This window comes from Streptomyces chattanoogensis (assembly GCF_001294335.1).
GTDB lineage: Bacteria > Actinomycetota > Actinomycetes > Streptomycetales > Streptomycetaceae > Streptomyces > Streptomyces chattanoogensis.
Genome location: NZ_LGKG01000196.1, coordinates 246,533 through 270,980, shown reverse-complemented (window position 1 = coordinate 270,980; position 24,448 = coordinate 246,533). Strand labels below are relative to the sequence as shown.

General features: G+C 71.9%; 22 protein-coding genes and 2 tRNA genes. 19 read left to right on the top strand and 5 right to left on the bottom strand.

All coding sequences use genetic code 11. The annotated features are described in order from the left end of the window. Window positions 1-21 precede the first annotated feature (21 nt). Window positions 22-1,122: a M48 family metallopeptidase gene (locus ADL29_RS37700; protein WP_053927970.1), complete on the bottom strand. Its 1,101-nt coding sequence runs from the start codon at window positions 1,120-1,122 to the stop codon at window positions 22-24. Between the two features lie 132 nt (window positions 1,123-1,254). On the opposite strand from ADL29_RS37700, the gene ADL29_RS44350 reads away from it, so the two are divergent. The 9 genes from ADL29_RS44350 to ADL29_RS37670 all read left to right on the top strand — a co-directional run bounded on the left by ADL29_RS44350 (window position 1,255) and on the right by ADL29_RS37670 (window position 6,453). Continuing rightward, window positions 1,255-1,410 carry a hypothetical protein gene (locus ADL29_RS44350; RefSeq protein ID WP_169795291.1) on the top strand — a complete coding sequence of 52 codons (156 nt, stop codon included), beginning with the start codon at window positions 1,255-1,257 and terminating at the stop codon, window positions 1,408-1,410. Between the two features lie 140 nt (window positions 1,411-1,550). Next, window positions 1,551-1,712, top strand: coding sequence for a hypothetical protein (locus ADL29_RS44345; RefSeq protein ID WP_169795290.1), 162 nt, complete (start codon window positions 1,551-1,553; stop codon window positions 1,710-1,712). Window positions 1,713-1,764: 52 nt separating this feature from the next. Further along, window positions 1,765-2,376 carry a nicotinate-nucleotide adenylyltransferase gene (gene nadD, locus ADL29_RS37695; protein ID WP_053927969.1) on the top strand — a complete coding sequence of 204 codons (612 nt, stop codon included), beginning with the start codon at window positions 1,765-1,767 and terminating at the stop codon, window positions 2,374-2,376. A gap of 23 nt (window positions 2,377-2,399) precedes the next feature. Then, entirely contained in the window at window positions 2,400-4,214 is a 1,815-nt protein-coding gene (locus ADL29_RS37690) for an LCP family protein (protein WP_053927968.1), read from the top strand. A 162-nt stretch (window positions 4,215-4,376) separates the two neighbouring features. Further along, window positions 4,377-4,811, top strand: a complete 435-nt coding sequence (rsfS, locus tag ADL29_RS37685; protein WP_053927967.1) for a ribosome silencing factor — start codon at window positions 4,377-4,379, stop codon at window positions 4,809-4,811. Next, window positions 4,808-5,461, top strand: coding sequence for a histidine phosphatase family protein (locus tag ADL29_RS37680; RefSeq protein WP_053928080.1), 654 nt, complete (start codon window positions 4,808-4,810; stop codon window positions 5,459-5,461). The genes rsfS and ADL29_RS37680 overlap by 4 nt, the downstream gene beginning before the upstream one ends. A gap of 111 nt (window positions 5,462-5,572) precedes the next feature. Then, window positions 5,573-5,645: transfer RNA gene (locus tag ADL29_RS37675), tRNA-Ala, on the top strand. 322 nt (window positions 5,646-5,967) lie between these two features. Continuing rightward, on the top strand, window positions 5,968-6,216 hold the full coding sequence (locus ADL29_RS42195) for a hypothetical protein (protein ID WP_107095181.1): 249 nt from the start codon (window positions 5,968-5,970) through the stop codon (window positions 6,214-6,216). 3 nt (window positions 6,217-6,219) lie between these two features. Next, window positions 6,220-6,453, top strand: coding sequence for a hypothetical protein (locus tag ADL29_RS37670; RefSeq protein WP_030066616.1), 234 nt, complete (start codon window positions 6,220-6,222; stop codon window positions 6,451-6,453). 102 nt (window positions 6,454-6,555) lie between these two features. On the opposite strand, the gene ADL29_RS37665 is transcribed toward ADL29_RS37670, so the two are convergent. Further along, a complete protein-coding gene (locus tag ADL29_RS37665; protein ID WP_063788606.1) occupies window positions 6,556-7,890 on the bottom strand; it encodes a glycosyltransferase 87 family protein in 1,335 nt (444 codons plus the stop codon). 152 nt (window positions 7,891-8,042) lie between these two features. Here ADL29_RS37665 and ADL29_RS37660 point away from each other — a divergent pair. The 7 genes from ADL29_RS37660 (at window position 8,043) to ADL29_RS37630 (ending at window position 19,354) form a co-directional block, all read left to right on the top strand. Then, window positions 8,043-8,115 (top strand) — tRNA-Ala (locus tag ADL29_RS37660). A gap of 293 nt (window positions 8,116-8,408) precedes the next feature. Further along, window positions 8,409-10,367 (top strand): S53 family peptidase, encoded by a 1,959-nt coding sequence (locus tag ADL29_RS37655; protein ID WP_053927966.1) that lies wholly within the window; start codon window positions 8,409-8,411, stop codon window positions 10,365-10,367. A gap of 284 nt (window positions 10,368-10,651) precedes the next feature. Further along, window positions 10,652-13,540 carry a leucine--tRNA ligase gene (locus ADL29_RS37650; RefSeq protein ID WP_053927965.1) on the top strand — a complete coding sequence of 963 codons (2,889 nt, stop codon included), beginning with the start codon at window positions 10,652-10,654 and terminating at the stop codon, window positions 13,538-13,540. Between the two features lie 197 nt (window positions 13,541-13,737). Further along, the gene (locus tag ADL29_RS37645) at window positions 13,738-14,532 is read left to right on the top strand and encodes a hypothetical protein (protein WP_053927964.1); all 795 of its coding nucleotides are present in this window, start codon (window positions 13,738-13,740) and stop codon (window positions 14,530-14,532) included. Window positions 14,533-14,710: 178 nt separating this feature from the next. Further along, on the top strand, window positions 14,711-15,556 hold the full coding sequence (locus tag ADL29_RS37640) for a DegV family protein (RefSeq protein WP_046928057.1): 846 nt from the start codon (window positions 14,711-14,713) through the stop codon (window positions 15,554-15,556). Between the two features lie 112 nt (window positions 15,557-15,668). Beyond that, window positions 15,669-16,709 (top strand): ComEA family DNA-binding protein, encoded by a 1,041-nt coding sequence (locus ADL29_RS37635; protein ID WP_245689795.1) that lies wholly within the window; start codon window positions 15,669-15,671, stop codon window positions 16,707-16,709. After that, window positions 16,706-19,354: a ComEC/Rec2 family competence protein gene (locus ADL29_RS37630; RefSeq protein WP_053927963.1), complete on the top strand. Its 2,649-nt coding sequence runs from the start codon at window positions 16,706-16,708 to the stop codon at window positions 19,352-19,354. Before ADL29_RS37635 ends, ADL29_RS37630 begins: the two co-directional genes overlap by 4 nt. Here ADL29_RS37630 and ADL29_RS37625 read toward each other — a convergent pair. Beyond that, window positions 19,284-20,822 carry a substrate-binding domain-containing protein gene (locus tag ADL29_RS37625; RefSeq protein WP_053927962.1) on the bottom strand — a complete coding sequence of 513 codons (1,539 nt, stop codon included), beginning with the start codon at window positions 20,820-20,822 and terminating at the stop codon, window positions 19,284-19,286. The genes ADL29_RS37630 and ADL29_RS37625 overlap by 71 nt on opposite strands. Before the next feature lie 220 nt (window positions 20,823-21,042). On the opposite strand from ADL29_RS37625, the gene ADL29_RS37620 reads away from it, so the two are divergent. Continuing rightward, complete coding sequence (locus ADL29_RS37620) at window positions 21,043-21,531, top strand: RrF2 family transcriptional regulator (RefSeq protein ID WP_053927961.1); 489 nt, start codon at window positions 21,043-21,045, stop codon at window positions 21,529-21,531. Window positions 21,532-21,614: 83 nt separating this feature from the next. Next, entirely contained in the window at window positions 21,615-22,397 is a 783-nt protein-coding gene (locus ADL29_RS37615) for an arylamine N-acetyltransferase family protein (RefSeq protein ID WP_053928077.1), read from the top strand. Between the two features lie 60 nt (window positions 22,398-22,457). Here the strand turns inward: ADL29_RS37615 and ADL29_RS37610 are convergent, their stop codons facing one another. Further along, the gene (locus ADL29_RS37610) at window positions 22,458-22,712 is read right to left on the bottom strand and encodes a hypothetical protein (protein ID WP_046928062.1); all 255 of its coding nucleotides are present in this window, start codon (window positions 22,710-22,712) and stop codon (window positions 22,458-22,460) included. 95 nt (window positions 22,713-22,807) lie between these two features. Here ADL29_RS37610 and holA point away from each other — a divergent pair, with 95 nt between their 5' ends. After that, entirely contained in the window at window positions 22,808-23,794 is a 987-nt protein-coding gene (holA, locus tag ADL29_RS37605; RefSeq protein ID WP_046928063.1) for a DNA polymerase III subunit delta, read from the top strand. A 348-nt stretch (window positions 23,795-24,142) separates the two neighbouring features. Here holA and rpsT read toward each other — a convergent pair whose 3' ends face one another. Beyond that, window positions 24,143-24,409, bottom strand: a complete 267-nt coding sequence (rpsT, locus tag ADL29_RS37600) for a 30S ribosomal protein S20 (RefSeq protein WP_046928064.1) — start codon at window positions 24,407-24,409, stop codon at window positions 24,143-24,145. Window positions 24,410-24,448 lie beyond the last annotated feature (39 nt).

Sequence of the window (24,448 nt, the reverse complement as noted above, 5' to 3'; positions counted from 1 at the left end):
GCCCTGTCGTTCTCCGGCCCGTCAGGAGCCGCCCGAGCCGCTGCCGCTCCCGGATCCGCTGCCGCCGCCGGAGCCGTTGGCACCGCCGTCGGACCGCGAGCCGAAGACCGTGTCGCGCAGCTTGCCGCCCAAATCGCCCGCACCGCCCGCGATATCGCGCACCAGACCCATCAGCGGGTCCTTGCTGTTGCGCACCGAGTCGGCGTAGTGGGCCGCGGAATCCCGGAAGGAGTCGGACACCGAGGTGTCCTTGTCCTCGTCCCGCCGCGGGTAGTGGCCGTCCATGATCCGCTGGTGGTCGCGGCTGGCCGCCCACTTCTTCAGCTCGGCCGCCCGCACGGTGGTGAACGGGTGGCTGCGCGGCAGCAGGTTGAGGATCTTCAGCACGGAGTCGCGCAGATCGCCGCCCGACTCGTACTCCTCCGCCTGCTTGAGGAAGGCGTCGACGTTCATCTCGTGCAGATGATTGCCGCCCGCCAGCTTCATCAGACCGCGCATCGAGGCCTGCAGATCCTGCCCGACCAGCAGTCCGGCGCGGTCCGCGGACAGCTCCGACTTGCGGAACCACTCGCGCAGCGCCGTCACGATCGCCATGACCGCGACATTGCCCAGCGGGATCCAGGTGACCTTCGCGGCCAGGTTCGTCAGGAACAGCAGGATCGTGCGGTAAACGGCATGGCCGGACAGCGCATGGCCCACCTCATGGCCGATGACGGCCCGCATCTCCTCCTCGTCCAGGAGCTCCACCAGGCCGGTCGTCAGCACGATGATCGGCTCGTCCAGGCCGATGCACATGGCGTTCGGGGTCGGGTCCTGGTTGACGTACATCGGCGGGACCTTCTCCAGGTCCAGGATGTAGCAGGCGTCGCGCAGCATGTCGTGCAGATGCGAGAACTGCTGGTCGCTGACGCGGACCGAGTCCGACAGGAACATCAGCCGCAAACTGCGCTCCGGCAGCAGACCGCTGAGCGTCTTGAAGACGGTGTCGAACCCGCTCAGCTTGCGCAGCGCCACCAGCGCCGAGCGGTCCGCCGGATGTTCGTACGCCCGGGACGAGATTCCGGGAAACCGCCTGCGGTCCCGGCTGGGTACGTTCTCGCTGCCGCCTGGGCTCTCCGTCATTGGGGCCTCCCCCTGATTCGACTGCGTGTGATTCAGACTAGAGGACGCCGCCGACAGCGGATTGGATGCTCGGGCGTACGCTGGCGATCGCACCAATGCCCGTACACGCCCGTACAAAAGGAGCGCATCGTCATGCCGCATCCGAGCATGCTGCTCGCCGCCGTGGAGCAGACCTCCCGCGCCGACGGCGGCCCCGGCTGGATCCTGCGCACCGTGATCATCGTCGGTGTCCTCGGCGCGGTGGCCCTCGCGTGGTTCCTGCTGCGCGGCTACGGCAGCCAGGACTGACTCCTGGCTGACACCTGACTGACCCCTGCAGGTGCCCTCCGGCATCCGTGGGTGGAGTCGCCGTGAGCCCGCGGTGAGGTGACGCATACGATGTGGCGGACGTTACTGCCCGACCCCAGCCCGGATTGGTCCTGACGACGATGAGCCTGCACACCACCGCACAGTCCCTGGTTTCCCTGGCCTCCGAGCCCGGTCACGAGGGCGGCCACGCCAGCCTCAGCCCGTACCTGACCGGCGGTGGCGCCCTTTTCGTCCTGCTTCTGCTGCTGTGGATCACCACCCGGTTCAACCGCGACCGCTGAGCTCCGGCACCGGGCCCCCGCCATCGCGCGGCGCCAAGTAGGGTCTGACCGCATGGGAGAGCACACAGGGCCCGTGAAGCGGCGGCTGGGAGTGATGGGTGGGACATTCGACCCGATCCATCACGGACACCTTGTCGCCGCCAGCGAGGTGGCCAGCCAGTTCCACCTCGACGAGGTCATCTTCGTGCCCACGGGGCAGCCGTGGCAGAAGAGCCACAAGACGGTGTCCCCGGCCGAGGACCGGTATCTGATGACGGTCATCGCGACCGCGTCGAACCCGCAGTTCTCCGTCAGCCGCATCGACATCGACCGCGGCGGCAAGACGTACACGATAGACACGCTGCGTGATCTGCGCGCCGAGCACCGGGACGCGGATCTCTTCTTCATCACCGGCGCCGACGCGCTCAGCCAGATCCTGACCTGGCACGATGCCGCGGAGCTGGTCTCGCTCGCACACTTCATCGGGGTGACCAGACCCGGCCATGTCCTCGCGGACCCGGGGCTGCCCGAAGGGGCGGTGTCGCTGGTGGAGGTGCCCGCGCTGGCCATCTCCTCGACCGACTGCCGCACACGCGTCGCCGAGGGCGAGCCGGTCTGGTACCTGGTGCCCGACGGAGTGGTGCGCTACATCGACAAGAAACAGCTGTACCGCAGCGACCGCTGACGCACCTGAGGGAAGGGGCACCGGTGAGCGACCGCCACGATCCGCACGGGCCGCAGGACCCGTATGCCCAGGATCCGTATGCCCAGGAGCGGCAGGGTCAGCCGGTCTACACCTATGACGCCTACGGGCAGCCGGTGTACCGCGACGCCTCCCAGGGGCCGTACGAGCAGTCCTACGACCAGTACGGGCAGCCGGTGGCGCCCGCCGCCGGGTCGTACGACGGCTATGACGGCTACGGCCAGTACGGCGGGCAGCAGGGTCACCAGCCCTCCTACCAGGAGCAGTCCTACCAGGAGCAGCAGGAGTACGGCTACGACGCGTACGGCCGCGGGCAGGGGCAGCAGGGCTACGGCCAGCAGTACGACCCGTATGCGCAGCCCCAGCAGCAGCCGGGCCGGCAGCAGACGCAGCAGCAGGCCCAGCCCCAGCAGGACTGGATCCCGCAGCAGGCCCCGCGGCCGCCGTACGAGCAGGCCCCGTACGACGAGCAGCCCCGGTACGACGACGAACCCCGTTACGACGACGAGCCCCGGGCCGCGGCCCCCGCGGCACCCTCGGGCAAGCCCTCCCCGGGCGCGCAGGAGGGCGGCTACCGCAGCGAGGAGTTCTCGTTCACGGAGGAGGACGAGGACCCCGAAGACGTCATCGACTGGCTGAAGTTCACCGAGAGCCGCACCGAGCGGCGCGAGGAGGCCAAACGGCGCGGCCGCAGCCGGATCGTGGCGCTGTGCGTCGTGCTCGCGCTCCTGGCGGCCGGCGGTGTCGGCTATCTGTGGTGGGCGGGCAAGCTGCCGGGGCTGGCCGGGCCGGGCGCGGACAAGGCCGCCGCCGCCGGCGGGCAGAAGCGCGACGTCCTGGTGGTCCACCTGCGCGACACCAAGAGCGGCAACAGCTCGACGGCGCTCCTGGTCGACAACACCACCACCCACAAGGGCACCACCGTGCTGCTGCCCAACAGCCTCGTCCTCACCAAGGACGACGGCACCCCCACCACGCTCGCCAAGTCCGTCAAGGAAGACGGCGCCGACGCCACCAAGGACTCCCTCAACGCCCTCCTGGGCACCGACGTCAAGGCCAGCTGGCGGCTGGACACCCCGTATCTGGAGAACCTCGTCGAGGTGGTCGGCGGCGTCACCCTCGACACCGACGCCACGGTGCCCGGCGCGAAGAAGGGCGACTCCCCGCTGGTCAAACGGGGCCGCGCGCAGGACCTGAACGGCCCGGCGGCCGTCGCCTACGCCACCTACCAGGGGCCCGGCGAGACCCAGACCAAGCAGCTGGCGCGGTTCGGGCAGATCATGCAGGCCACCTTGAAGAAGGTCTCCAGCGACGCGGACGGCGCCACCGCCACCGTCAAGACGCTGCTGCAGGTCCTCGACCCGCCGCTGACCGAGGCCGAGCTGGGCAGCTCGCTGGCGCAGCGCGCGGAGCTGGCCAAGACCGGCGCCTACCGCACGACACTGATGCCGGTGCAGACGAACGGCACGCTCAGCCAGGCGGCTGCGAACGCCGTGGTCAAGGACGTGCTCGGCGGCGCGGTCAAGAAGGCCGCCCCCGATGCGGTCGCCCGCGTCGCGGTGCGCAACGCCAGCGGTACCAAGGCCGCCACCGGAAAGGCCCAGGTCGCGCTGCTCAACGGCGGCTACACCTTCGTCGACGACGGCAGCGAGACGGTGGCCAGGGCCACGTCCCTGGTGACGTACGCGGACGCCGCCAAGAAGGCGAAGGCCGTCGAGGTCGCCAAGACGCTGGGGCTGCCGGCCGGTGCGGTGCGGCAGGGCAAGGGTGCCCCGAACGCCGACATCACGGTCGTGCTGGGCCAGGACTACAAGGGCTGACCAGCAGGTCAGAGCGGTCGGCGGGCCGGTCCACGGTGCCGCCGGCCGGGGGCTTCGAAAAGGCTTCCGGGAGTGTCGGAGGTCCGTGAGACCCTTGAGGGGTGTTCGACCGCCTCCCGGCCGCCCCGGCCGGCGGGCCGCCCCCGACCCGGAAAGCCGCTTGTGACCGCCACGGACCGTTCCCTCGAGCTCATCAATGCCGCCGCGCAGGCGGCTGCCGACAAGCTCGCGCACGACATCATCGCGTACGACGTCAGCGACGTCCTCTCGATCACCGACGCCTTCCTGCTGGCGTCGGCGCCCAGCGACCGTCAGGTCAAGTCGATCGTCGACGAGATCGAGGAGCGGCTGAACAAGGAGCTCGGCGCCAAGCCGGTCCGCCGCGAGGGCGACCGCGAGGCCCGCTGGGTGCTGCTCGACTACGTCGACATCGTGGTGCACGTCCAGCACAGCGAGGAGCGCGTCTTCTACGCCCTCGAGCGCCTGTGGAAGGACTGCCCCGAGATCGACCTGCCCGAGGAGGCCAAGGCCACCCGTGGCAAGGCCGCGGCCCACGCCCAGGCCACGGCGGGCGCGCAGGACGGAGAGCTGCACTGAACGGCACGAAGACCGACCGGGGCCGCCGCGTCGTCCTGTGGCGGCACGGCCAGACGGCGTGGAACCTCGAGCGCCGCTTCCAGGGTTCGACGGACATCGAGCTGACCGAGACCGGTCTCGGCCAGGCGCGCCGCGCCGCCCGGCTGCTCGCCGCCCTCAAGCCGGACGCGATCATCGCCTCCGACCTGCGGCGCGCCGCCGCCACCGCCGACGAGCTGGCCGTCCTCACCCGGCTCGAGGTGACGCATGACGCGGCCTTGCGCGAGACCTACGCGGGTGCCTGGCAGGGCCTGACGCACGACGAGATCCTCGCGCAGTACGGCGAGCAGTACACCGCCTGGAAGCGCGGCGAGCCGGTGCGCCGTGGCGGCGGCGAGCTGGAGACCGAGGTCGCCGACCGCGCCGCCCCGGTGGTGCTCAACCACGCCGACAAGCTGCCCGACGGCGGCACCCTCGTCGTCGTCAGTCACGGCGGCACCATACGCACCACCATCGGCCGCCTGCTCGGCCTGGACGCCCACCACTGGGAGGGCCTGGGCGGCCTGTCGAACTGCTGCTGGTCCGTCCTGGGCGAGGGCGCCCGCGGCTGGCGCCTCCTGGAGCACAACGCCGGCACGCTCCCCGAGCCGGTCCTCGGCGACGACGACTGACGCCCGGACCGGCCCCCGGGGACCGGATTTCACATCTGGGCAGGTCGCAGGCTAAAGTTCTTCTTGTTCACGGCGCCGCCGGGGGAAACCCGGGGGAGCGGAACAAGACCCGGGGCTATAGCTCAGTTGGTAGAGCGCCTGCATGGCATGCAGGAGGTCAGGAGTTCAATTCTCCTTAGCTCCACAGCCCGGATGATCCCGTCCCCTCCTGTGAGGGGGCGGGATCTTCGCGTTACCCGGTCGTCACCGGGTCGGCGTCCTCGTATGACCGGACCTCGTCGCAGTTCCGCGCGGCCCTGTGAGCCGGGCCGCAGATGGCCGATGTCTCCCGCGCGGGCCAACGCGAGGGTGGGGAAGCCCTCTTGGCGTCCGTACGCAAGGAAGGGTGCTCACCCGGGCGGGCGCGGCGGCTCTCGGCGCGGTCACCGGGTCGGCGCAAAGGCGGGCCTGACCCCGTCGGTAGTCCGTGGCAGAATCGGACGGCGCCCAGGGGAGGAGTGATCGCGATGCCCACAAGCATTCTTGAGGAGGTCAATGACCTGCTCGAATTGGCCGAGGCGCAGGGATATGACTGGCTGCCCGAATACGCGCTCCGCTTCACCTGCCCCGTTGACGGTCACGGCGCCCACTGCCGAGGGAGGGTCGCTTCCGCTTTGCAGTGTCCTTCGTGTGGTTCCTCCCATGTCGCCCAGGTGCTGGGCGACAATGGCGGTATTTCCTTCGTCTGTACGGCCTGCGGCCACAGTTGGAGCTGACGAATGGGCGCTCACAGCAGAAAATGCGACTGGTGCGGCAGCGGTACGCCCATCGTCCGTGACATGGAACCGGTCAACTCCGACTACCAGTACTGGTGCGAGGAATGCGCCCGTGCTCTGGTCATAAAGGGCGACCCCATCGAGACCTACCGCGAACTGGACGGGGAGCCGATCTACGGGCGGCTGCTGGACGAGCACTGCACGCTGAAACGCTTCTACTCCTTCGCCAGGGCCTGACACCGGCTGCCCGGACCGGGGAAGGCGCGGCCGGCCGGACGCCGTTCGCCGGTGCGTCACGCCTCCCGTCGGCCGGTCAGTTCCGAGGTGTGCGGGGCCGGTTCACCCACCGTCGGCGGGGCGGATGCCAAGGTCCCGCCCACCGGGCTCACCGAGCCGCCACAGCCGGGCCGCGGCCAGTGCGAGCAGCGCCAGCCCCGCGATCGGATAGACAGCGGAGAGCAGCATCTGGACGCCGTTCTGGTGCAGTTCCTCGTGCCGGTGCCAGCGGTGCGGCACCCACCACAGCGCGAACGAGCAGAACACGAGGCCCGTCACCGAGGCCGTCACCCACCAGCGCCGGGCGGCCCGGCCGCTGCGGCGCAGCGCCTCGGAGCCGAACAGGATCAGCATCGGTACGCCCCACACCCAGTGGTGCGACCAGGAGATCGGGCTGACCAGCAGGGCGGTCGCGCCGCAGGCGACGGCGGCCCAGGCACGCTCGCCGCGCAGCAGCGATCCGGCCGCCAGCGCCAGCCCGAGCACGGTCGTCAGACCGGCCACGACGACGTAGGCCGTGCCCGTCTCGTGGGTGTGCAGCAGCCGGGCGAGGACGCCGCGCAGCGACTGGTTCGCCGTGATCTCCACCTCACCGACCCGGTCGGCGGCGAAGACGATCTCGGTCCAGAAGCGGTGCGAGTCCCGCGGCAGTACGAGGGCCGCGGCGAGGGCGGTGACGAGGAAGGTGACGGTGGCGACGGCGGCCTGCCGCAGCCAGGGGTTCCAGGCGGCGCGCGCCCCCGCACCGGAGCGCAGCAGCCGCCCCGCGCGGACGGCTCCGGCCAGCGCGAGGAAGACGGCGAACAGCGCCGGGGTGAGTTTGATGCCGGCCGCGACGCCGATCCCGGCCCCCGCCCAGCGGTTGGTCTCCTTGCGGGTCAGGTCCCACAGCACCAGCACGGCGAGCAGGAGGTTTATCTGCCCGTAGCGCAGGGTCGTCCAGACCGGCTCCACCCACACCAGCAGCGCGGAGACCGCCAGCGCCGCCGCGGGCCGGGGGAGGTGTCGCGGCCGGCCGGCCAGGCGCAGCGAGAGGTGTACGGCACAGACGAACAGCGCGAGATTGCCGGCGGTGGCGAGGGTGCGCATCGCCGGGACGCCGACGAGGGTGAGCGGGGTGAAGAGCAGCGCGGCGAAGGGGGGATAGGTGTTGGGGAGGTTGGCGGAGGTCGCCACCATGTCGTAGAGGTCCCGGCCGTTGCGGGCGGTCCAGCCCTCGGCGCGGTAGACCATGAGGTCGATCATGGTCACGTGGGCGAGCCGCTGCGCGATCCAGAAGGCGGTGAAGGAGGCCGCGCAGGCCAGGGCCGCCGCCAGGGTCGGGTGCCGCCGCAGGAGGCTCCGTACGGGGGCGGTGCCGTGGGGGTCGGTGGGCTGTTCCAGCTCCAGCGCGGTCACGGCGTACGGCTCCCCAGGACGAATCGGGCACGGCTCGTCGACAGTACCGCGGCGCCCTCCGCGGGGCCCCGGCAGAACGATTTGGCGAAAGCCCGGGAGGGCCGTGTAATGTAGGCGATGCCGCAGCGGGAAACCGGGCGGAAACACAGCAAGGGGCTATAGCTCAGTTGGTAGAGCGCCTGCATGGCATGCAGGAGGTCAGGAGTTCAATTCTCCTTAGCTCCACAGTAGACAGAGCGGGTCGTCCGAATCGGACGACCCGCTCTGTTGTGTATAAGGGGGCGGTACCGCCCTGACGGTGGGGAGTTTCTCCCGGGTTGTCCTGGTGCTCCGTCAGTGGCTCGCCGTGTCGAGCGAGTTGGCTGCCCCTCCTGATCCCCTTCCGGGCCCTCTCCGTGCCCGTTCCGGTGCAGTCCTTGCCATTCCTTGGGTTCTTCTTGGCGATCGCATGCCCCTGACATGAACAGATCACCGAAAGAGTGGCGGATCGCGTGACCGTCACCACACCAGGGGGTTACATGAGATCAAGCCGCACAAGAGCACTGCGCGTCCGCACCGGTCCGGTCTGGGCGGCGGCGCTGCCGCTGGTCGCCGGTGCGCTCGCGCTCGGCGCACCCGCGGCCGACGCCGCGGGCCACGACGGCGGCCGGCACGCGCTGCTGGGCACCAAGCCGCTGTGGGCCACCAGCAAGACCGACCGGGGCGCCACCGCCGACTCCACCGGTATCACCGCCCGCGTCTATCTGGCCGGCCGCGACGCCAAGGGCCTGGCGGGCTACGCGAGGGCGGTGTCCGACCCGCACTCCGCCTCGTACGGGAAATATCTGAGCGCCGCCCAGGTGCGCGCCCGCTACGGAGCGACGCGCGACCAGATAACCAAGGTGACCGACTGGCTGACGAAGTCCGGCCTCAAGGTCACCGGCACCACCAACCGCTATGTCACGGTCAAGGGCGACGCGGCCGCTGCCGAGCGCGCCTTCGCCACCGACCTGCACAACTACCTCAAGAGCGGCCATACTTACCACGCCCCGTCGGCCACCGCCTCCGCGCCCGCCTCCCTGGCCGACGCGGTGCTCACGGTCACCGGTCTGGACAACGCGCCGCGGTTCGCCCGGCACCACTCCACCCAGCTGCCGCCGCCGTCCCCGGTCTTCCGTAACTCCGGCCCGTTCTCCTCGTACTACGGTTCCCGTACGGACCGGGGCCTGCCGTCGGCCTACGGGCACAAGGCGCCGTACGCGGTCAAGGGATACACCGGCAAGCAGCTGCGCGCCGCCTACGGGGCGAAGAACTGGACCGGCAAGGGCGTCACCGTCGCGATCACCGACGCCTACGCCTCGCCGACCATCTCCCGCGACGCGGGCAAGTACGCCGGCCGCAACGGCGACCCGGCCTACCGCTCCGGCCAGCTCTCCCAGGTGCTGCCCGAGAAGTACTCGCACATCAAGGAGTGCGACGCGGCCGGCTGGTACGGCGAGGAGACCCTCGACGTGGAGGCCGTCCACGCGGTCGCACCCGACTCCGACATCGTCTACGTCGGCGCCTCCTCCTGCGCGGACGACGATCTGCTCGACTCGCTCGGCAAGATCGTCGACGGGCACCTCGCCGATATCGTCTCCAACTCCTGGGGCGACATCGAGGCCAATGAGACCCCGGACGTGGCCGCCGCGTACGACCAGCTCTTCCAGCAGGGCGCCGTCCAGGGCATCGGCTTCTACTTCTCCTCCGGTGACAACGGTGACGAGGTCGCCCACACCGGCATCAAGCAGGTGGACACCCCGGCGAACTCCGCCTGGGTGACCGCGGTCGGCGGCACCTCTCTGGCCGTCGGCAAGCGTGACGCGTACCAGTGGGAGACCGGCTGGGGCACGCTGAAGGCGACGCTGTCGGCGGACCGCGAGAACTGGACCGGCTTCCCGGGAGCCTTCAGCAGCGGCGCGGGCGGTGGCGTCAGCAAGACCGTGCCGCAGCCCTTCTACCAGCGCGGGGTCGTGCCGGACAGCCTCTCCGCCGTCGCCCTGAAGGGCGCCATGCGCACGGTTCCGGACATCGCGGCGGTCGCCGACCCCAACACCGGATTCCTGGTCGGCCAGACCCAGACCCTGCCGGACGGAAAGCTCGGCTACGACGAGTACCGCATCGGCGGCACGTCCCTGGCGGCGCCGGTGATCGCGGGCGTCCAGGCGCTGGCCCAGCAGGCCCGGCACGGGGTGGCCATCGGCTTCGCCAATCCCGCCATCTACCAGCGTTACGGCACCGCCGCGTACCACGACGTCACCGACCACCCGCTGGGTGCCGGCCGGGACCTCGCGGTCGTCCGGGTCGACTACGTCAACGGCGCCGACGACAGCAAGGGCACCACGACCTCGCTGCGCAGCCTCGGCAAGGACAGCTCGCTGAAGGCGGCCGTCGGCTACGACGACGTCACCGGTGTGGGCTCGCCGGGTGCCGGATATGTGAGCTCCTACCGCCCATGAGGCACTGCGGCCGTCCCTGAGACGGGAGCGCACGGGCGCGGGGCCCGCACCGGGGGAATCCTCGGCGCGGGCCCCGTACGCCCTGCGGTACCCTGACGCCATGCGTGCCGTACGCCTTCTGCTTAGCGGGCCGCGCTGAATCAGTCCCGACCGGGTCTACCGCTGTGGCCGCCCGGGTCGGTGTCGGCGCGGCGTCCCCTCCTGTGCGAGGGGCATTTTTGTTTCCGCAGAAAGCCGTGTCGCAGCAGCCGCAGGCAGAGACGAATGATGGAGCTTTGAGGACGATGAGCGAGACGACCAACGCTGCCGAGACCACGGCAGCGCCGCACCGCTATACGGCCGCGCTGGCCGCCGACATCGAGGCACGCTGGCAGGACTTCTGGGAGGAGAACGGGACCTACGAGGCCCCGAACCCCGGAGGAGAGCTGGCCGGCGACGCCGACCGGGTGGCCCGCCCCAAGAAGTTCGTCATGGACATGTTCCCCTACCCGTCGGGTGCGGGACTGCATGTCGGCCACCCGCTGGGCTTCATCGCCACCGACGTCTACGCCCGCCACCTGCGCATGACGGGCCACAACGTCCTGCACACCCTGGGCTTCGACGCCTTCGGCCTGCCCGCCGAGCAGTACGCCGTCCAGACCGGCACCCACCCGCGGGTCTCCACCGAGGCCAACATCGTCAACATGCGGCGCCAGCTGCGCCGCCTGGGCCTGGGCCACGACCCGCGCCGCTCGGTCGAGACGATCGACCCGGCGTACTACAAGTGGACCCAGTGGATCTTCCTGCAGATCTTCAACTCCTGGTACGACCCGGAGGCGGACGCGGCGCGTCCGATCGACACCCTGGTCGCCCAGTTCGAGTCCGGCGCCCGCCCCACCCCCGACGGCCGCGCCTGGAGCGAGCTGAGCGCCCTGGAGCGCGCCAACGTCCTGGGCGAGTACCGCCTGGCGTACGCCTCGGACGCACCGGTCAACTGGTGCCCCGGCCTGGGCACCGTGCTGGCCAACGAGGAGGTCACCGCCGACGGCCGCTCCGAGCGCGGGAACTACCCCGTCTTCAAGGCCAAGCTGCGCCAGTGGAACATGCGCATCACCGCCTATGCCGACCGGCTGCTGAACGACCTGGACGCGCTGGACTGGCCCGAGGCCATCAAGCTGCAGCAGCGCAACTGGATCGGCCGCTCCGAGGGCGCCCGGGTCGACTTCCCGGTGGGTGACAACAAGATCACCGTCTTCACCACCCGCCAGGACACCCTGTTCGGCGCCACGTACATGGTGCTGGCCCCGGAGCACGACCTGGTCTCGGGCGCCGACGGCGCGTCCTCCATCGTCCCGGACGCCTGGCCCGAGGGCACCCACGACGTATGGACCGGCGGTCATGCGACCCCGGCCGACGCCGTCGCCGCCTACCGCAAGCAGGCCGCCGCCAAGTCGGATGTCGAGCGCCAGGCCGAGGCCAAGGACAAGACCGGCGTCTTCACCGGCGCCTTTGCGACCAACCCGGTCAGCGGCGAGCGGGTCCCGGTCTTCATCGCCGACTACGTCCTGATGGGCTACGGCACCGGCGCGATCATGGCCGTCCCGGCGCACGACAGCCGCGACTTCGCCTTCGCCCGCGCCTTCGAGCTGCCGATGCGCTGTGTCGTCGAGCCGTCCGACGACCGGGGCACGGACCCGTCCACCTGGGACGAAGCCTTCTCCTCGTACGACGCCAAGATCGTCAACTCGTCCGACACCACCATCTCGCTGGACGGCCTGGGCGTGACCGAGGCCAAGGCCAGGATCACGGCATGGCTGGCCGACCAGGGCATCGGCGAGGGCACCGTCAACTTCCGGCTGCGCGACTGGCTGTTCAGCCGTCAGCGCTACTGGGGCGAGCCGTTCCCGATCGTCTACGACGAGGACGGCGTGGCGCATGCGCTGCCCGAGTCGATGCTGCCGCTGGAACTGCCGGAGGTCGACGACTACTCGCCGCGCACCTTCGACGCGGACGACGCCGACACCCAGCCGGAGACCCCGCTGTCCCGCAACGAGGACTGGGTCAACGTCGAGCTGGACCTGGGCGACGGCGTCAAGCGGTACCGCCGCGAGACCAACACCATGCCCAACTGGGCGGGTTCGTGCTGGTACGAGCTGCGCTACCTGGACCCGAACAACAATGATGCGCTGGTCGACCCGGCCGTCGAGCAGTACTGGATGGGGCCGCGCGAGGGGCAGCCGCACGGCGGCGTCGACCTGTACGTGGGCGGCGCCGAGCACGCCGTACTGCACCTGCTGTACGCCCGCTTCTGGTCCAAGGTGCTGCACGACCTGGGGCACGTCTCGTCCGCCGAGCCGTTCCACAAGCTGTACAACCAGGGCATGATCCAGGCGTACGTCTACCGGGACGCCCGCGGCATCGCCGTCCCGGCGGCGGAGGTCGAGGAGCACGACGGTGGCGTGTACTACTACGAAGGCGGCAAGGTCTCCCGGCTGCTGGGCAAGATGGGCAAGTCCCTGAAGAACGCCGTCACGCCGGACGAGATCTGCGCCGAGTACGGCGCGGACACGCTGCGGCTGTACGAGATGGCGATGGGCCCGCTGGACGTGTCCCGCCCCTGGGACACCCGGGCCGTCATCGGCCAGTACCGCCTGCTGCAGCGCCTGTGGCGCAATGTGGTGGACGAGGCGACCGGCGAGGTCACCGTCGTCGACACCGAGGCGGACGAGGCCACCCTGCGCGCCCTGCACAAGGCCATCGACGGCGTCACCCAGGACATGGCGAACCTGCGCTTCAACACCGCCATCGCCAAGGTGACCGAGCTGAACAACCACCTGACGAAGGCGGGCGGCCCGATTCCCCGCACGGTCGCGGAGCGGCTGGTCCTGCTGATCGCCCCGCTGGCCCCGCACATCGCCGAGGAGCTGTGGCGCAAGCTGGGCCACACCGAATCCGTGGTGCACGCGGACTTCCCGGTCGCCGACCCCGCGTATGTCGTGGACGAGACCGTGACCTGCGTCGTGCAGGTCAAGGGCAAGGTCAAGGCCCGGCTGGAGGTCGCCCCGACGATCTCCGACGCGGACCTGGAGGCGGCCGCGCTGGCCGACCCGGGAGTGGTCGCGGCGCTGGGCGGCGCGGGCATCCGGAAGGTGATCGTGCGGGCGCCGAAGCTGGTGAACATCGTCCCGGCGTAACCGGCCGGCGGCGCGCCCGGGGACCGCTCCGGGCGCGCCGTGGACCGCTGTATCAGGGATTTCCCCTACGGGCAGGTTGGGGGTTCTGCGGGAACCCCGGGCCTGCCCGCGCCGTTTACCGTTGAGGAAGGGGCGCGGGGGACGGACCGGCGCCGAGACCGCTGGGGAGAGCTCATGGAAACCGCCGGGGAGAGCTCATGGAAGTAGCCCTCGCCATTTTCGCGCTGCTCTTCGTGCTGTTCGTCGCGGCCGGGATATTCGTCACGGTCAAGGCAGTCAAGGCGGCCAAACGCGGGGTGGACCGCACGGTCGCCCAGGCCCGGCGCACCGTCGAGGACACCGGGCTGCGGGCCCGCCGGCTCGCCCAGCCGGGCGTGGTCGGTGAGCTGGCACAGCTGCGGCTCTCGCTGCGTACGTCCATGCGCGCCACGCAGGAGGTGCTGCGCGCCGGTTCGGCGGACGACGCCTCCCTCGCCGAGTCGACAGGCCTCTTCGAGCGCCTCAGCGTCCATGGCCATGAGCTGGACGACGAGCTCAGGTGCCTGGAGCGCGAGCCCGACCGCGCCACCATCGCCGCTCGCCTTCCGGACCTGCGCGAACGCATGGAGCGGATCACTCACTCCGCGGAGTCCCTGCGCTGGGCGGCCCGCGACCGGGCCCGCAAGTTCGCGGACGACGACCTGGCGGCGCTGAGCGACCAGATCGATGTCGAGGCGGGTGCGCTGCGCCACTGGACGCGGGAGCCGGTGCCGGAATCGGCGTCGGATCCGGCGGGTGAGCCGACGGCGAAGGCGGCCGCGGCGGACGGGCTGTACTCCTGGGGCCCGGTGGGTGAGGAGACTCCGGCGATCACTGCCCGGGACCCGCATGCCCGGCCGGGGTATCCGTGGGAGAAGAAGCCGGAGGCGGAGGGCGTGCCGCGGGCCGGTGGCGCGCGACGGGCCGGTGGGGCGTCAAGGGACGGTGGCGCTTCGCCGGGGGAGCGTACGTAGTCCCGACGACTCGGAGCGGAACGGGGAGGGGTGGGGGCGGGCGGGGCGGGGGGGAGAGAAAAGCTCTGCGTCGTCGACGCGGCCGCAGGCCTCTTGGCAGACCTTTGGTGAAACCTGGAAGATCTTGGGGACGGGCCCGCACTGTCGGCCGCCGGGTTCCCCGGCTAACCTCCCAGTCATGTCCCGCCATGTCGCCATCGTCACCGATTCCACGGCCTACTTGCCGCGGGCGGCAATCGAGCGTCACCACATCACGGCCGTACCGCTGACCGTCGTCCTGGGGGACCAGGCCCTGGAAGAGGGCACCGAGATCTCCGCGAGATCCGTCGCCCAGGCGCTGCAGAAGCGCCGCCCGGTGACGACCTCGCGCCCCAGCCCCGCGACCTTCGCGGACACCTATCGCGCGGTCGCGGCGAGCGGTGCGAGCGGCATTGTCTCGCTGCACCTCTCCTCGGAATTCTCCGGCACCTATGACGCGGCGGTGCTCGCGGCCAAGGAAGCGCCGGTGCCGGTGCGTGTCGTCGACACCGGAATGGTCGCGATGGCCCTCGGGTTCTGTGCCCTCGCGGCGGCCGAGGTGGCGGAGACCGGCGGGGACGTGGACGAAGCGGTGGCGGCCGCCGAGAAGCGGGCCGCGGGCACCTCCGCCTATTTCTATGTCGACACCCTCGACTATCTGCGCCGCGGCGGCCGGATCGGCGCGGCACAGGCGCTGCTCGGCTCGGCACTGGCGGTCAAGCCCCTCCTCCAGCTCGCCGACGGTCGGATCGAACTGCTGGAGAAGGTCCGTACGGCGTCCAAGGCCATCGCACGGCTCGAGGAGATCGCCGCGGAGCGGGCGGGGGAGGGCGAGGTCGATATCGCGGTTCACCATCTCGCGGCGGCGGAGCGCGCGGACGCGCTGGCCCAGCGTCTGCGGGAGCGGGTGCCGGGCCTGCACGAGCTGCATGTGAGCGAGGTGGGCGCGGTGATCGGCGCGCATACGGGGCCGGGGCTGCTGGCGGCTGTGGTGTCACCGAGGTGAGGGTGGTTCCGGTGGTCTCCTTCGGGTGACGGGGTTATCCACAACTGGCCCGTCATCCACAGAAATTGAGGCACTCCGGCGAGGTCGGCGCGAAGTGCTTAGCGTCGAGGACATGAACTCCCGACCGGTTTCGTCGTCCGTGTCCGGTGCGGTTGATGCCGCGGCCGCCGCCTCTCCTCCCTCCGCCCCTCCTCCTCCCGCCGCCTCGTCGGCTTCTGTCCGCTCGGTCATGTCGGTCCGGGAGCGGGCCGCAGCCCTGTTCAGCGAGGCGGATACGGCTGCGGGAGCCGGTCCGGCCGGCCCGGGGCCGAGTACGCCACCCGACTCGCCCGACCCGCCCCGGCGCCGGCACGACCCGCCGCGGGACCCTCACGACCACACGCCCCCGCCCGGTCCGCCCGGTCCACCGGGCTGCCGCCGCCCGGAGCGGTTGTGGCTCGCGGTGCGCGAACGGCTGCCGCTGTGGGTGCAGTTACGGTGCGGCACCGACCCGAAGGCGCTCGCCGCGCTGACCCTGGTGCTCGTGGTCGCCGTGGGGCTCGCCGTACAGCACTTCCGGGGTGCGGGTCCGGAGCCGGTACGGGCCCCGGCGGCCGCGCGGGCGGCGGTGACGCCGGACGCCGGCCTCCCCCGGCCGTCCTCCTCGCCGCCCGGCCCGGCGGCGAGCGGATCACCCGGCGGTACGGCGCGCGAGCTGGTCGTCGATGTCACGGGCAAGGTGCGGCACCCCGGGATCCACCGGCTGCCGCCGGGATCGCGGGTGACCGATGCGCTGGGGGCCGCGGGCGGAGTCCTCCGCGGGGCGAGCACCCGCGGGCTGAACCGGGCGCGGCTCCTGACCGACGGCGAACAGATCGTGGTGGGTGAGGCGAGCGCGGGAAGCATGGCGGATGCCGGGAGCGCCGCCGCGGGAGCCGGCGGCGCCGGGGGCGGTCCGCCGGGTGGCGGGGGCGCTCCCGGCGGACCGGTCAGCCTGAGCACGGCGACCGAGCAGCAGCTCGATGCCCTCCCCGGGGTGGGGCCCGTCCTCGCCCGGCACATCATCGAATTCCGCACCCAGCACCGTGGATTCACCGCCGTGGAGCAGCTCCGTCAGGTGACCGGGATCGGCGAGCGCCGGTTCGCCGACCTCCGTCCGCTGGTGCAGCCGTGACCACCACCCGCGCCCCGGCGCATGCCTCGGCGGGCTCGCCGTACGGCGACTCGGACCCGCATGAGGAGGGCCCGGCGGATCTCCGTCTCGTCGGGCCGGCGCTGGCGGCCTGGGGCGCCGCGGCGATGGGCCTGGGCGCCCCGGGCGGCGTGGTGGCGGGGGCCTGCGCCGGGGCGGTGGTGCTCGCGGCGCTCGCGTTACGGGTGGCGGTGGTGCGCCGACGGGGCGCCCCTTCTCCCCGGCGCCGGTCGGCCGGTGCCTTCGTGGCGCTGGCGGCGGTGCTGCTGTGTGCCGCGGCCGGGGCCGCGTCCGCGGCGCTGCATGCGGCGGATCTGCGGCGCGGGCCGCTGCCCGGCTGGGCGCAGCGGTACGGGCGCGTCACGGCCGAGCTGACGGTCACCGGCGATCCGCGGCTGACCCGGCCCAAGGTGCGCGGATCCCAGCGGACGCCCCCGGCGCTGGTGTTCACCGCCGAGGCGGTCCGGGTCACCGCACCGGACGGCGCGGTGACGGCCGTCCGTACTCCGGTGCTGGCCGTCGTACAGGGGCATGGGCGCCCTGGCGGCGAGGCACACGGCGGGCCGTTCCCGGCGTGGCGCGGGCTGCTGCCGTCGACGCGTATCCGGGTGGTGGCGCGCGCCGCACCGCCGCTGTCGCCGACGGACCAGGTCGCCGCCGTGCTGCGGGCCGAAGCCGACGAGCCACCGGTCACGACCGGTCCGCCGTCGACCCTGCAGCGGCTGGCCGGAAGCCTGCGGGCGGGACTGCGCGAGGCCACCGACGGGCTGCGGTCCGATGCGCGGGCGCTGCTGCCCGGCCTCGTCGTGGGCGACACCTCCCGGGTGCCGCCGGACCTGGACGACGCCTTCCGCGCCACCGACCTGACCCATCTGCTCGCCGTATCCGGCAGCAATCTCACCCTCGTCCTCGCCCTGCTGATCGGGCCGCCGCATCTCGCGCTGCGCGCCGAACGCCGCGGCCTGGCTCCGCGCCTCGGCCTGTCCCTGCGGGCCACCGCCCTCATCGGCGGCACCCTCGCCCTCGCCTTCGTCGTGGTGTGCCGGCCGGACCCGAGCGTGCTGCGGGCCGCGGCCTGCGGGCTGATCACCCTGCTCGCGATCGGCAGCGGCCGCCGGCGCTCCCTGCTCCCCGCGCTCGCTGCCGCGGTCCTGCTGCTGGTGCTCTACGACCCCTGGCTGGCCCGCAGTTACGGCTTTGTGCTCTCCGTTCTGGCAACTGGCGCGCTGCTCCTGCTGGCCCCGCGCTGGAGTGCCGCCCTCCAGCGGCGCCGGGTGCCGCCCCGCGCGGCCGAGGTGCTGGCCGCTGCGGCGGCCGCACAGGCGGTCTGCGCCCCCGTCGTCGCCGTGCTCGCCGCCCGGGTCGGCCTGGTTGCGGTGCCCTGCAATCTGCTCGCCGAACTGGCCGTGGCCCCGGCCACGGTCCTCGGGTTCGCGGCCCTCGCCACCGCCCCGCTCGCCCCACCGGTCGCACAGGCCCTGGCCTGGTGCGCGGCCTGGCCCGCCGAGGGCATCGCCGTGATCGCCCGTACGGGTGCGTCGCTGCCCGGCGCCGAGCTCGGGTGGCCGGGTGGCTGGCCGGGCGGTCTGCTGCTGGCGGCCGCCACCGTTGCCCTGGTCACGGTCGGCCGCCGGCTACTGCGCCGCCGTTGGCTCTGTGTGCTCTGCGTCCTGGCCCTGATCCTGGCGGTCTGCCGCCCGGCCCCGTTCACCCGTATCCTCACCGGCTGGCCGCCACCGGGATGGCGGGCCGTGGTCTGTGACGTCGGGCAGGGCGACGGTCTGGTCCTCGCCGCCGGAGACGGTACGGCCCTCGTCGTCGACACCGGCCCCGAGCCCCGCGCCATCGACCGCTGTCTGACGGACCTGGGCGTCCGCCGTATCCCGCTTCTCGTCCTGACGCATTTTCATGCGGATCATGTGGACGGCCTCCCCGGAGCGCTGCACGGCCGGGCGGTCGGCGCCATCGAGACCACCACGCTCCAAGAACCCCCGGGCCAAGCCGCGTTCGTACGCCGCAGGGCCGCGGCCGCCGGGGTGCCGGTCATCCGTGCCGTACCAGGGGAGCGACGCCGCCTGGGCCCGCTGACCTGGGAAGTCCTCTGGCCGCCCGCCCCCGCACCACTGGGCGCCCCGGTTTCGGACGCCGTCCCGCCCGACCCCAACGACGCCAGCGTCACCCTGCTCGTCCGCACCGGCGGGCTGACCCTCCTGCTGCTCGGCGACCTCGAACCGCCCGCCCAGCAGGCCCTGCTGGCCGCTCACCCCGAGCTGCCCTCCGTGGACGTCCTCAAGGTGGCGCACCACGGCTCCGCCTACCAGGACCCCCGGCTGATACGACGCCTCGCGCCGCGCCTGGCCCTGATATCCGTCGGCGCCGGCAACCCGTACGGCCATCCCGCGCCCCGTACCGTCGCGGCGCTGCGTGCCCAGGGCGCGCGGGTGCTGCGCACCGACACCGACGGGTCCCTCGCGGTCCTGGGCACCCGGGACCGGCTGACCGCGGCGGTCCGCGGCCGGCGGGGACTGCGGCGACGGCAGAGGCGGCTGCGCGGTCTCAGGGGCGGCAGACGGTGTCCGGCAGGCTCTGCCGGTCGGCGCAGGGCACGTGCTTGTACATCCGCATGATGTTCTTCGCCGTGTCGGAGTCCATGAACGCCAGGAACTTCGCGGTCAGTGAGCCGTCCTCGGGCCGCCCGTACGTGTAGAGGTACTCCACCGTCCAGAAGGGGTAATCACGTTGCTGTCCCCATTCGATGTCCGGCTCATGTCCGTCCAGCCGCACGCTGACCAGGTGCTGCCGCTTCGCCGCCGCGTACACCTCGGCGTAGCCGATCGCACCCGGCACCCGGTCCACCGCGTCCAGCAGGCTCTTGGTGCCGTTCACCTCGCAGCGCGTCAGGCGCGCTCGCTCGTCACGGTCCTTGTCGCCGCAGTCGTACGACGACACCACGCCCGGCTCCGAACGGTGCAGCACGGACGTCTCGAACGCCCGCCGGGTGCCCGAGCCCGCGTCCCGGCTGACGAGGTGGATCGGCAGGTCGTTGCCGTGCAGCTGTTTCCAGTTGGTGTACGTCCCGTCGTAGATCCTGCGCACCTGGCCGAGGGTGAGGTCGTCGACCCCGGCCTTCTCGTTGGCCACCAGACTGAGCAGGATGACGCCCACCCGCTCACCCTCCAGACGGCGGTAGAGGGACGGCGCCGGTACATCCGACACGGCGATGAAGCCCGGCCCCTCGGTGGTGGCCGGTTTCGCTTCCCGGCTGAGATTGCCCAGGCCGGACAGGCTCCCGCTCTCCAGGACGGTGATGTCGGCGCCCGCGCACCGGGCCCGGTACTGCCGGGCGATCTCCCGCATCGGCGGGGCGAACGCCGTGGACCCGTCGATGGTCAGGCGTCCGCCGGCGCACTCGCTGGGCACCGGTGCCGTGCGGCCGTTGAGCAGCAGCCCGCCCAGCAGGCCGAGCAGCACGATGAAGGTGCCGCCCAGGGCGAGGCTGAGCTTGCGCGGTCCCCAGCGTTGCGCATTGCGCCGGATCCGGCCCCCGCTGATGAACCCGCCGACGGTCACCTCACCGGGACCGCCGCCGCTCCCGGCCCCGCCTCCGTTCCCACCGTCGGCTCCGTCCCCCGGGCCCGAGAGCAGCACCAGCAGTTTGAAGTGATTGCGCTTGTTCAACGGCACTTTGGGGACGAGCAGCCGGTCGCCGTCGTGCCGCAGCCCACCGCCGTTACGGGTCAGCATGCCGACCAGATCCGTCGGGTTGGCGTCCGGCACCTCGACCCCGATGACGGTGCGCCCCGCGAACTCGACGGTCAGCGGCTCCTGGTAGTCCTGCCGCACTATGTCCTTGCCGCCGTCGTTCTCGAACCGCAGCAGCGCCAGCGTTGCGTCACGGATCTCCTGGTCCTGCCGCAGCAGCCGCAACTGCACCACGCTGTGCGCGTCCTGGGGATTCATGCCGATCGCGGTGTCCATCTGCACGCGGTAGCCGATCCGCTTCCGGCCCGGCAGAAAGCGCTCCATGGCCCAGACGGCGGCCGTCGCCACGAGCCCGGCCGCGGTCAGAATCGTCTCGGTGTCCGGCAGAGCCACGGCAACCTCGCGCAGATGATCGGGTGGTGGGATGTCTGCAATGTAGGGAGGCGGCAGAGGTTCCGAGGGCGCTTCGGCAGCCGGTCATCCACCATTCATCCACCGTCTTCCGGGGCCGGGCCGCCGCCCCGCGCAGGCCCGCCGACCGCTGGCACGGAGACGGCACGGAGACGGCACGGAACCAGGACCTCCAACCTCCAGATTCGATAGACTCGCGGCCATGAGGATGAGCGAGGGCGTCGAGTGGGGCCTGCACTGCTGTGTGACGCTGGCCTGGCTGGAGGGCGAAGGGCCCGTGTCGACGGCTCGGCTCGCGGCGTCCTTCGAGCTTCCGCAGGCCTATCTGAACAAGCGGCTACAGGCGTTGGTGAGGGCCGGAATCCTGAGTTCCACACCTGGTGCCCGCGGTGGCTTCCGGCTCGCCCGGCCGCCGGAGCGGATCAGCCTGATGGATGTCGTTGCGGCGATCGAGGGCACGGAGGACGCGTTCCGGTGCACCGAGATCCGCCGCAAGGGGTCGGGTGCCGAGGCGCCCGACCGGGAGTACGGCCGGCCCTGCGGCATTTCGACGGCGATGCGCAAGGCCGAGCTGGCCTGGCGCCGCGAGCTCGCCGCCCAGACCCTCGCCGATGTCATCGCGGGCACGCCCGCCGCGGTGGCCGACCGTACCCGCCGCTGGTTCGCCTCCGAGCGGACGCCGGGCGGATGACCATCGCACGCCCGACGCACACCGGCAGCGCACCCCGCACGGCCGTCGCCCGTACCGGAAACACGAGGGAAATCATGGAAGCCATGGACACCGCGGTCGGCCCCGATGCCCTCGACGCCTACCTCCTCCGCATCGGCGCCCTGCGCCCCGGCGCCCCGGACGTCGATGCGCTGCGCGCCCTGCACCTGGGCCATCTGCGGCATGTCCCGTTCGAGAACCTCTCCATCCACCTCGGCGAGGAGATCGTGCTCGCCGAACGGCCGCTGCTCGACAAGATCGTCGACGCCCGGCGCGGCGGCTTCTGTTACGAACTGAACGGGGCGTTCGCCACGCTGCTCCGCGGCCTGGGCTACGAGGTAGAGCTGCTGGCCGCCCGCGTCTTCGGCCCCGACGGGCTCGGCATCCCGTACGACCATCTCGTGCTGCGGGTCGATCTGCCCACCGGGCCCTGGCTCGCGGACGTCGGCTTCGGCAGGAACAGTCACCTTCCGCTGCGGCTGGACAGCCGGGCCGACCAGGAGGACCCGGGCGGTGTCTTCCGCATCGAGGAGACGCCGGACGGCGACCTCGACGTCCTGCGCGACGGCACCCCGCAGTACCGCATCGAACAACGCCCGCGCGTCCTCACCGACTTCGAGGCCGGGTGCTGGTGGCACCGCACCTCACCCCGGTCCCACTTCGTGCGGTCCCTGGTCTGTTCGCGGCTGACGGAGACCGGGCGGGTCACCCTCTCCGGCCGGTCGCTCGTGACCACCGGGCTCGGCGCCGCCCGCGACGCGCGCGAGCTGGCCGAGGGCGAGGTGCTGGCCGCCTACCGCACCTACTTCGGCATCACCCTGGACCGTGAGCCGGTGGTGGCCGGGTAGGCCGGTGGTGGCCGGGTAGGGGGAGCGCCGGACAGGCCACCACGGCCCCGGGCACCCCCCCTACTCCGCCTCCCGCCACCCCTCGTACTCCGCCGCGAGCCCGTCCAGCCGCGCCGGGTCGTAGGCCGCGTCCGGGTCCTCGACCACCACCAGCCACTGCGCGTCCTCGGCGTCGTCCTCGCCGGCCAGGGCGTCCCGTACGAGCTGGGGTTCCTCGCGGAGGCCGAGATGTTCGGTCAGTTGCTCGGCCAGCTCCTCCGCCGCATCGCGGTCGGGGAGGACCAGGACATGCCGTAGGTGTTGTGCATCGTTCACCGGACCATTGTCCGGCAGCGGGAGAGCGCCCGGAGCGGCGGCCGGGACGGCGGCCGGGACAGGGGTGTCAGTGGGGCGTGGGATGCTGGACCGCGATGGCCAGGAAGACAGCTAACGACGCCCCGCTCGCCCCCGTCACGATCGCCGTGGGCCAGGAGGACCTGCTCCTCGACCGTGCCGTGCAGCAGGTGGTGGCGGCCGCCCGCGCCGCCGACGCGGACACCGATGTCCGCGACCTCACCTCCGACCAGCTGCAGCCCGGCACCCTCGCCGAGCTCACCAGCCCCTCGCTCTTCGCCGAGCGCAAGGTGGTCGTGGTGCGCAACGCCCAGGACCTTTCCGCGGACACCATCAAGGACGTCAAGGCGTATCTCGGCGCGCCCGCCGAGGAGATCACCCTCGTCCTCCTGCACGCCGGTGGCGCCAAGGGCAAGGGGCTGCTGGATGCCGCCCGTAAGGCCGGGGCGCGCGAGGTGGCCTGCGCCAAGATGACCAAGCCGGCGGACCGGCTGGCGTTCGTACGGGCCGAGTTCCGGGCGGCCGGGCGGTCCGCGACGCCGGAGGCGTGCCAGGCGCTGGTCGATGCGATCGGCAGCGATCTGCGCGAGCTGGCGTCGGCCTGTTCGCAGCTGACCGCCGACGTCGAGGGCACGATCGACGAGGCCGTTGTCGCGCGCTACTACACCGGCCGCGCCGAGGCCTCGAGCTTCACCGTTGCGGACCGTGCCGTCGAAGGCAGGGCCGCCGAGGCGCTGGAGGCGCTGCGCTGGGCGATGGCGACCGGCGTCGCCCCCGTCATGATCACCAGCGCCCTCGCCCAGGGCGTCCGGGCCATCGGCAAGCTGGCCTCCGCCCCCCGCGGTGCCCGCCCCGGCGACCTCGCCCGCGAGCTGGGCATGCCGCCGTGGAAGATCGACCGGGTGCGCCAGCAGATGCGCGGCTGGTCGGCGGACGGCGTTGCCACGGCGCTGCGTGCGGTGGCCGCGGCCGACGCGGGCGTCAAGGGCGGCGGGGACGACCCCGGGTACGCCCTGGAAAAGGCGGTCGTCGCCATCGCCCGCGCGGCGCGGTCCCACCGCTGAGGGCCCTGGCCGGGCCGCAGCTCCCTGGCCGGGCCGCACGCCGCCGAGGGCTCCTCCGGGCCCCGCTCACCGTTCCGGCCACCAGCCCACACCGGCGATCAGCCCACACCGGCCACCCACGAACAAAGGCCCCGCCTCCGCCCCTGGGGAAGGGGCAAAGGCGGGGCCTTTGTTTCGAGCAGTTGCGGCTCCGTCGGCGGGATCCGCCGGCCGGGCCGGGTGCGCCGCACCCGCGTGGCGAACGCAGGCCGTGTGCGGCGCGGTGGTGCACCGATCAGGGAGCGGAGAGAGGGGCCGCTGGGTCCCTGTCGGCAGGGGTACTGCGGATCAAGCAGTCACGCGAAGGGTTCAGCCCTTGAGGCCCGCGACCTTCTTGGCCAGCGCCGACTTCTTGTTGGCGGCGGCGTTCTTGTGGATGACACCCTTGCTGGCGGCCTTGTCGAGCTTCTTGGCAGCCAGGGCCTGGGCCTCGGCGGCCTTCTGCGCGTCGCCGGCCTCGATGGCCTCGCGGGTGCGACGGATCGCGGTGCGCAGAGCGGACTTGACAGCCTTGTTGCGCTGACGAGCCTTCTCGTTGGTCTTGATCCGCTTCATCTGGGACTTGATGTTCGCCACGAAAGAGCCTTTTCAGGTTCGTTGGAGTTTCGAGATGCG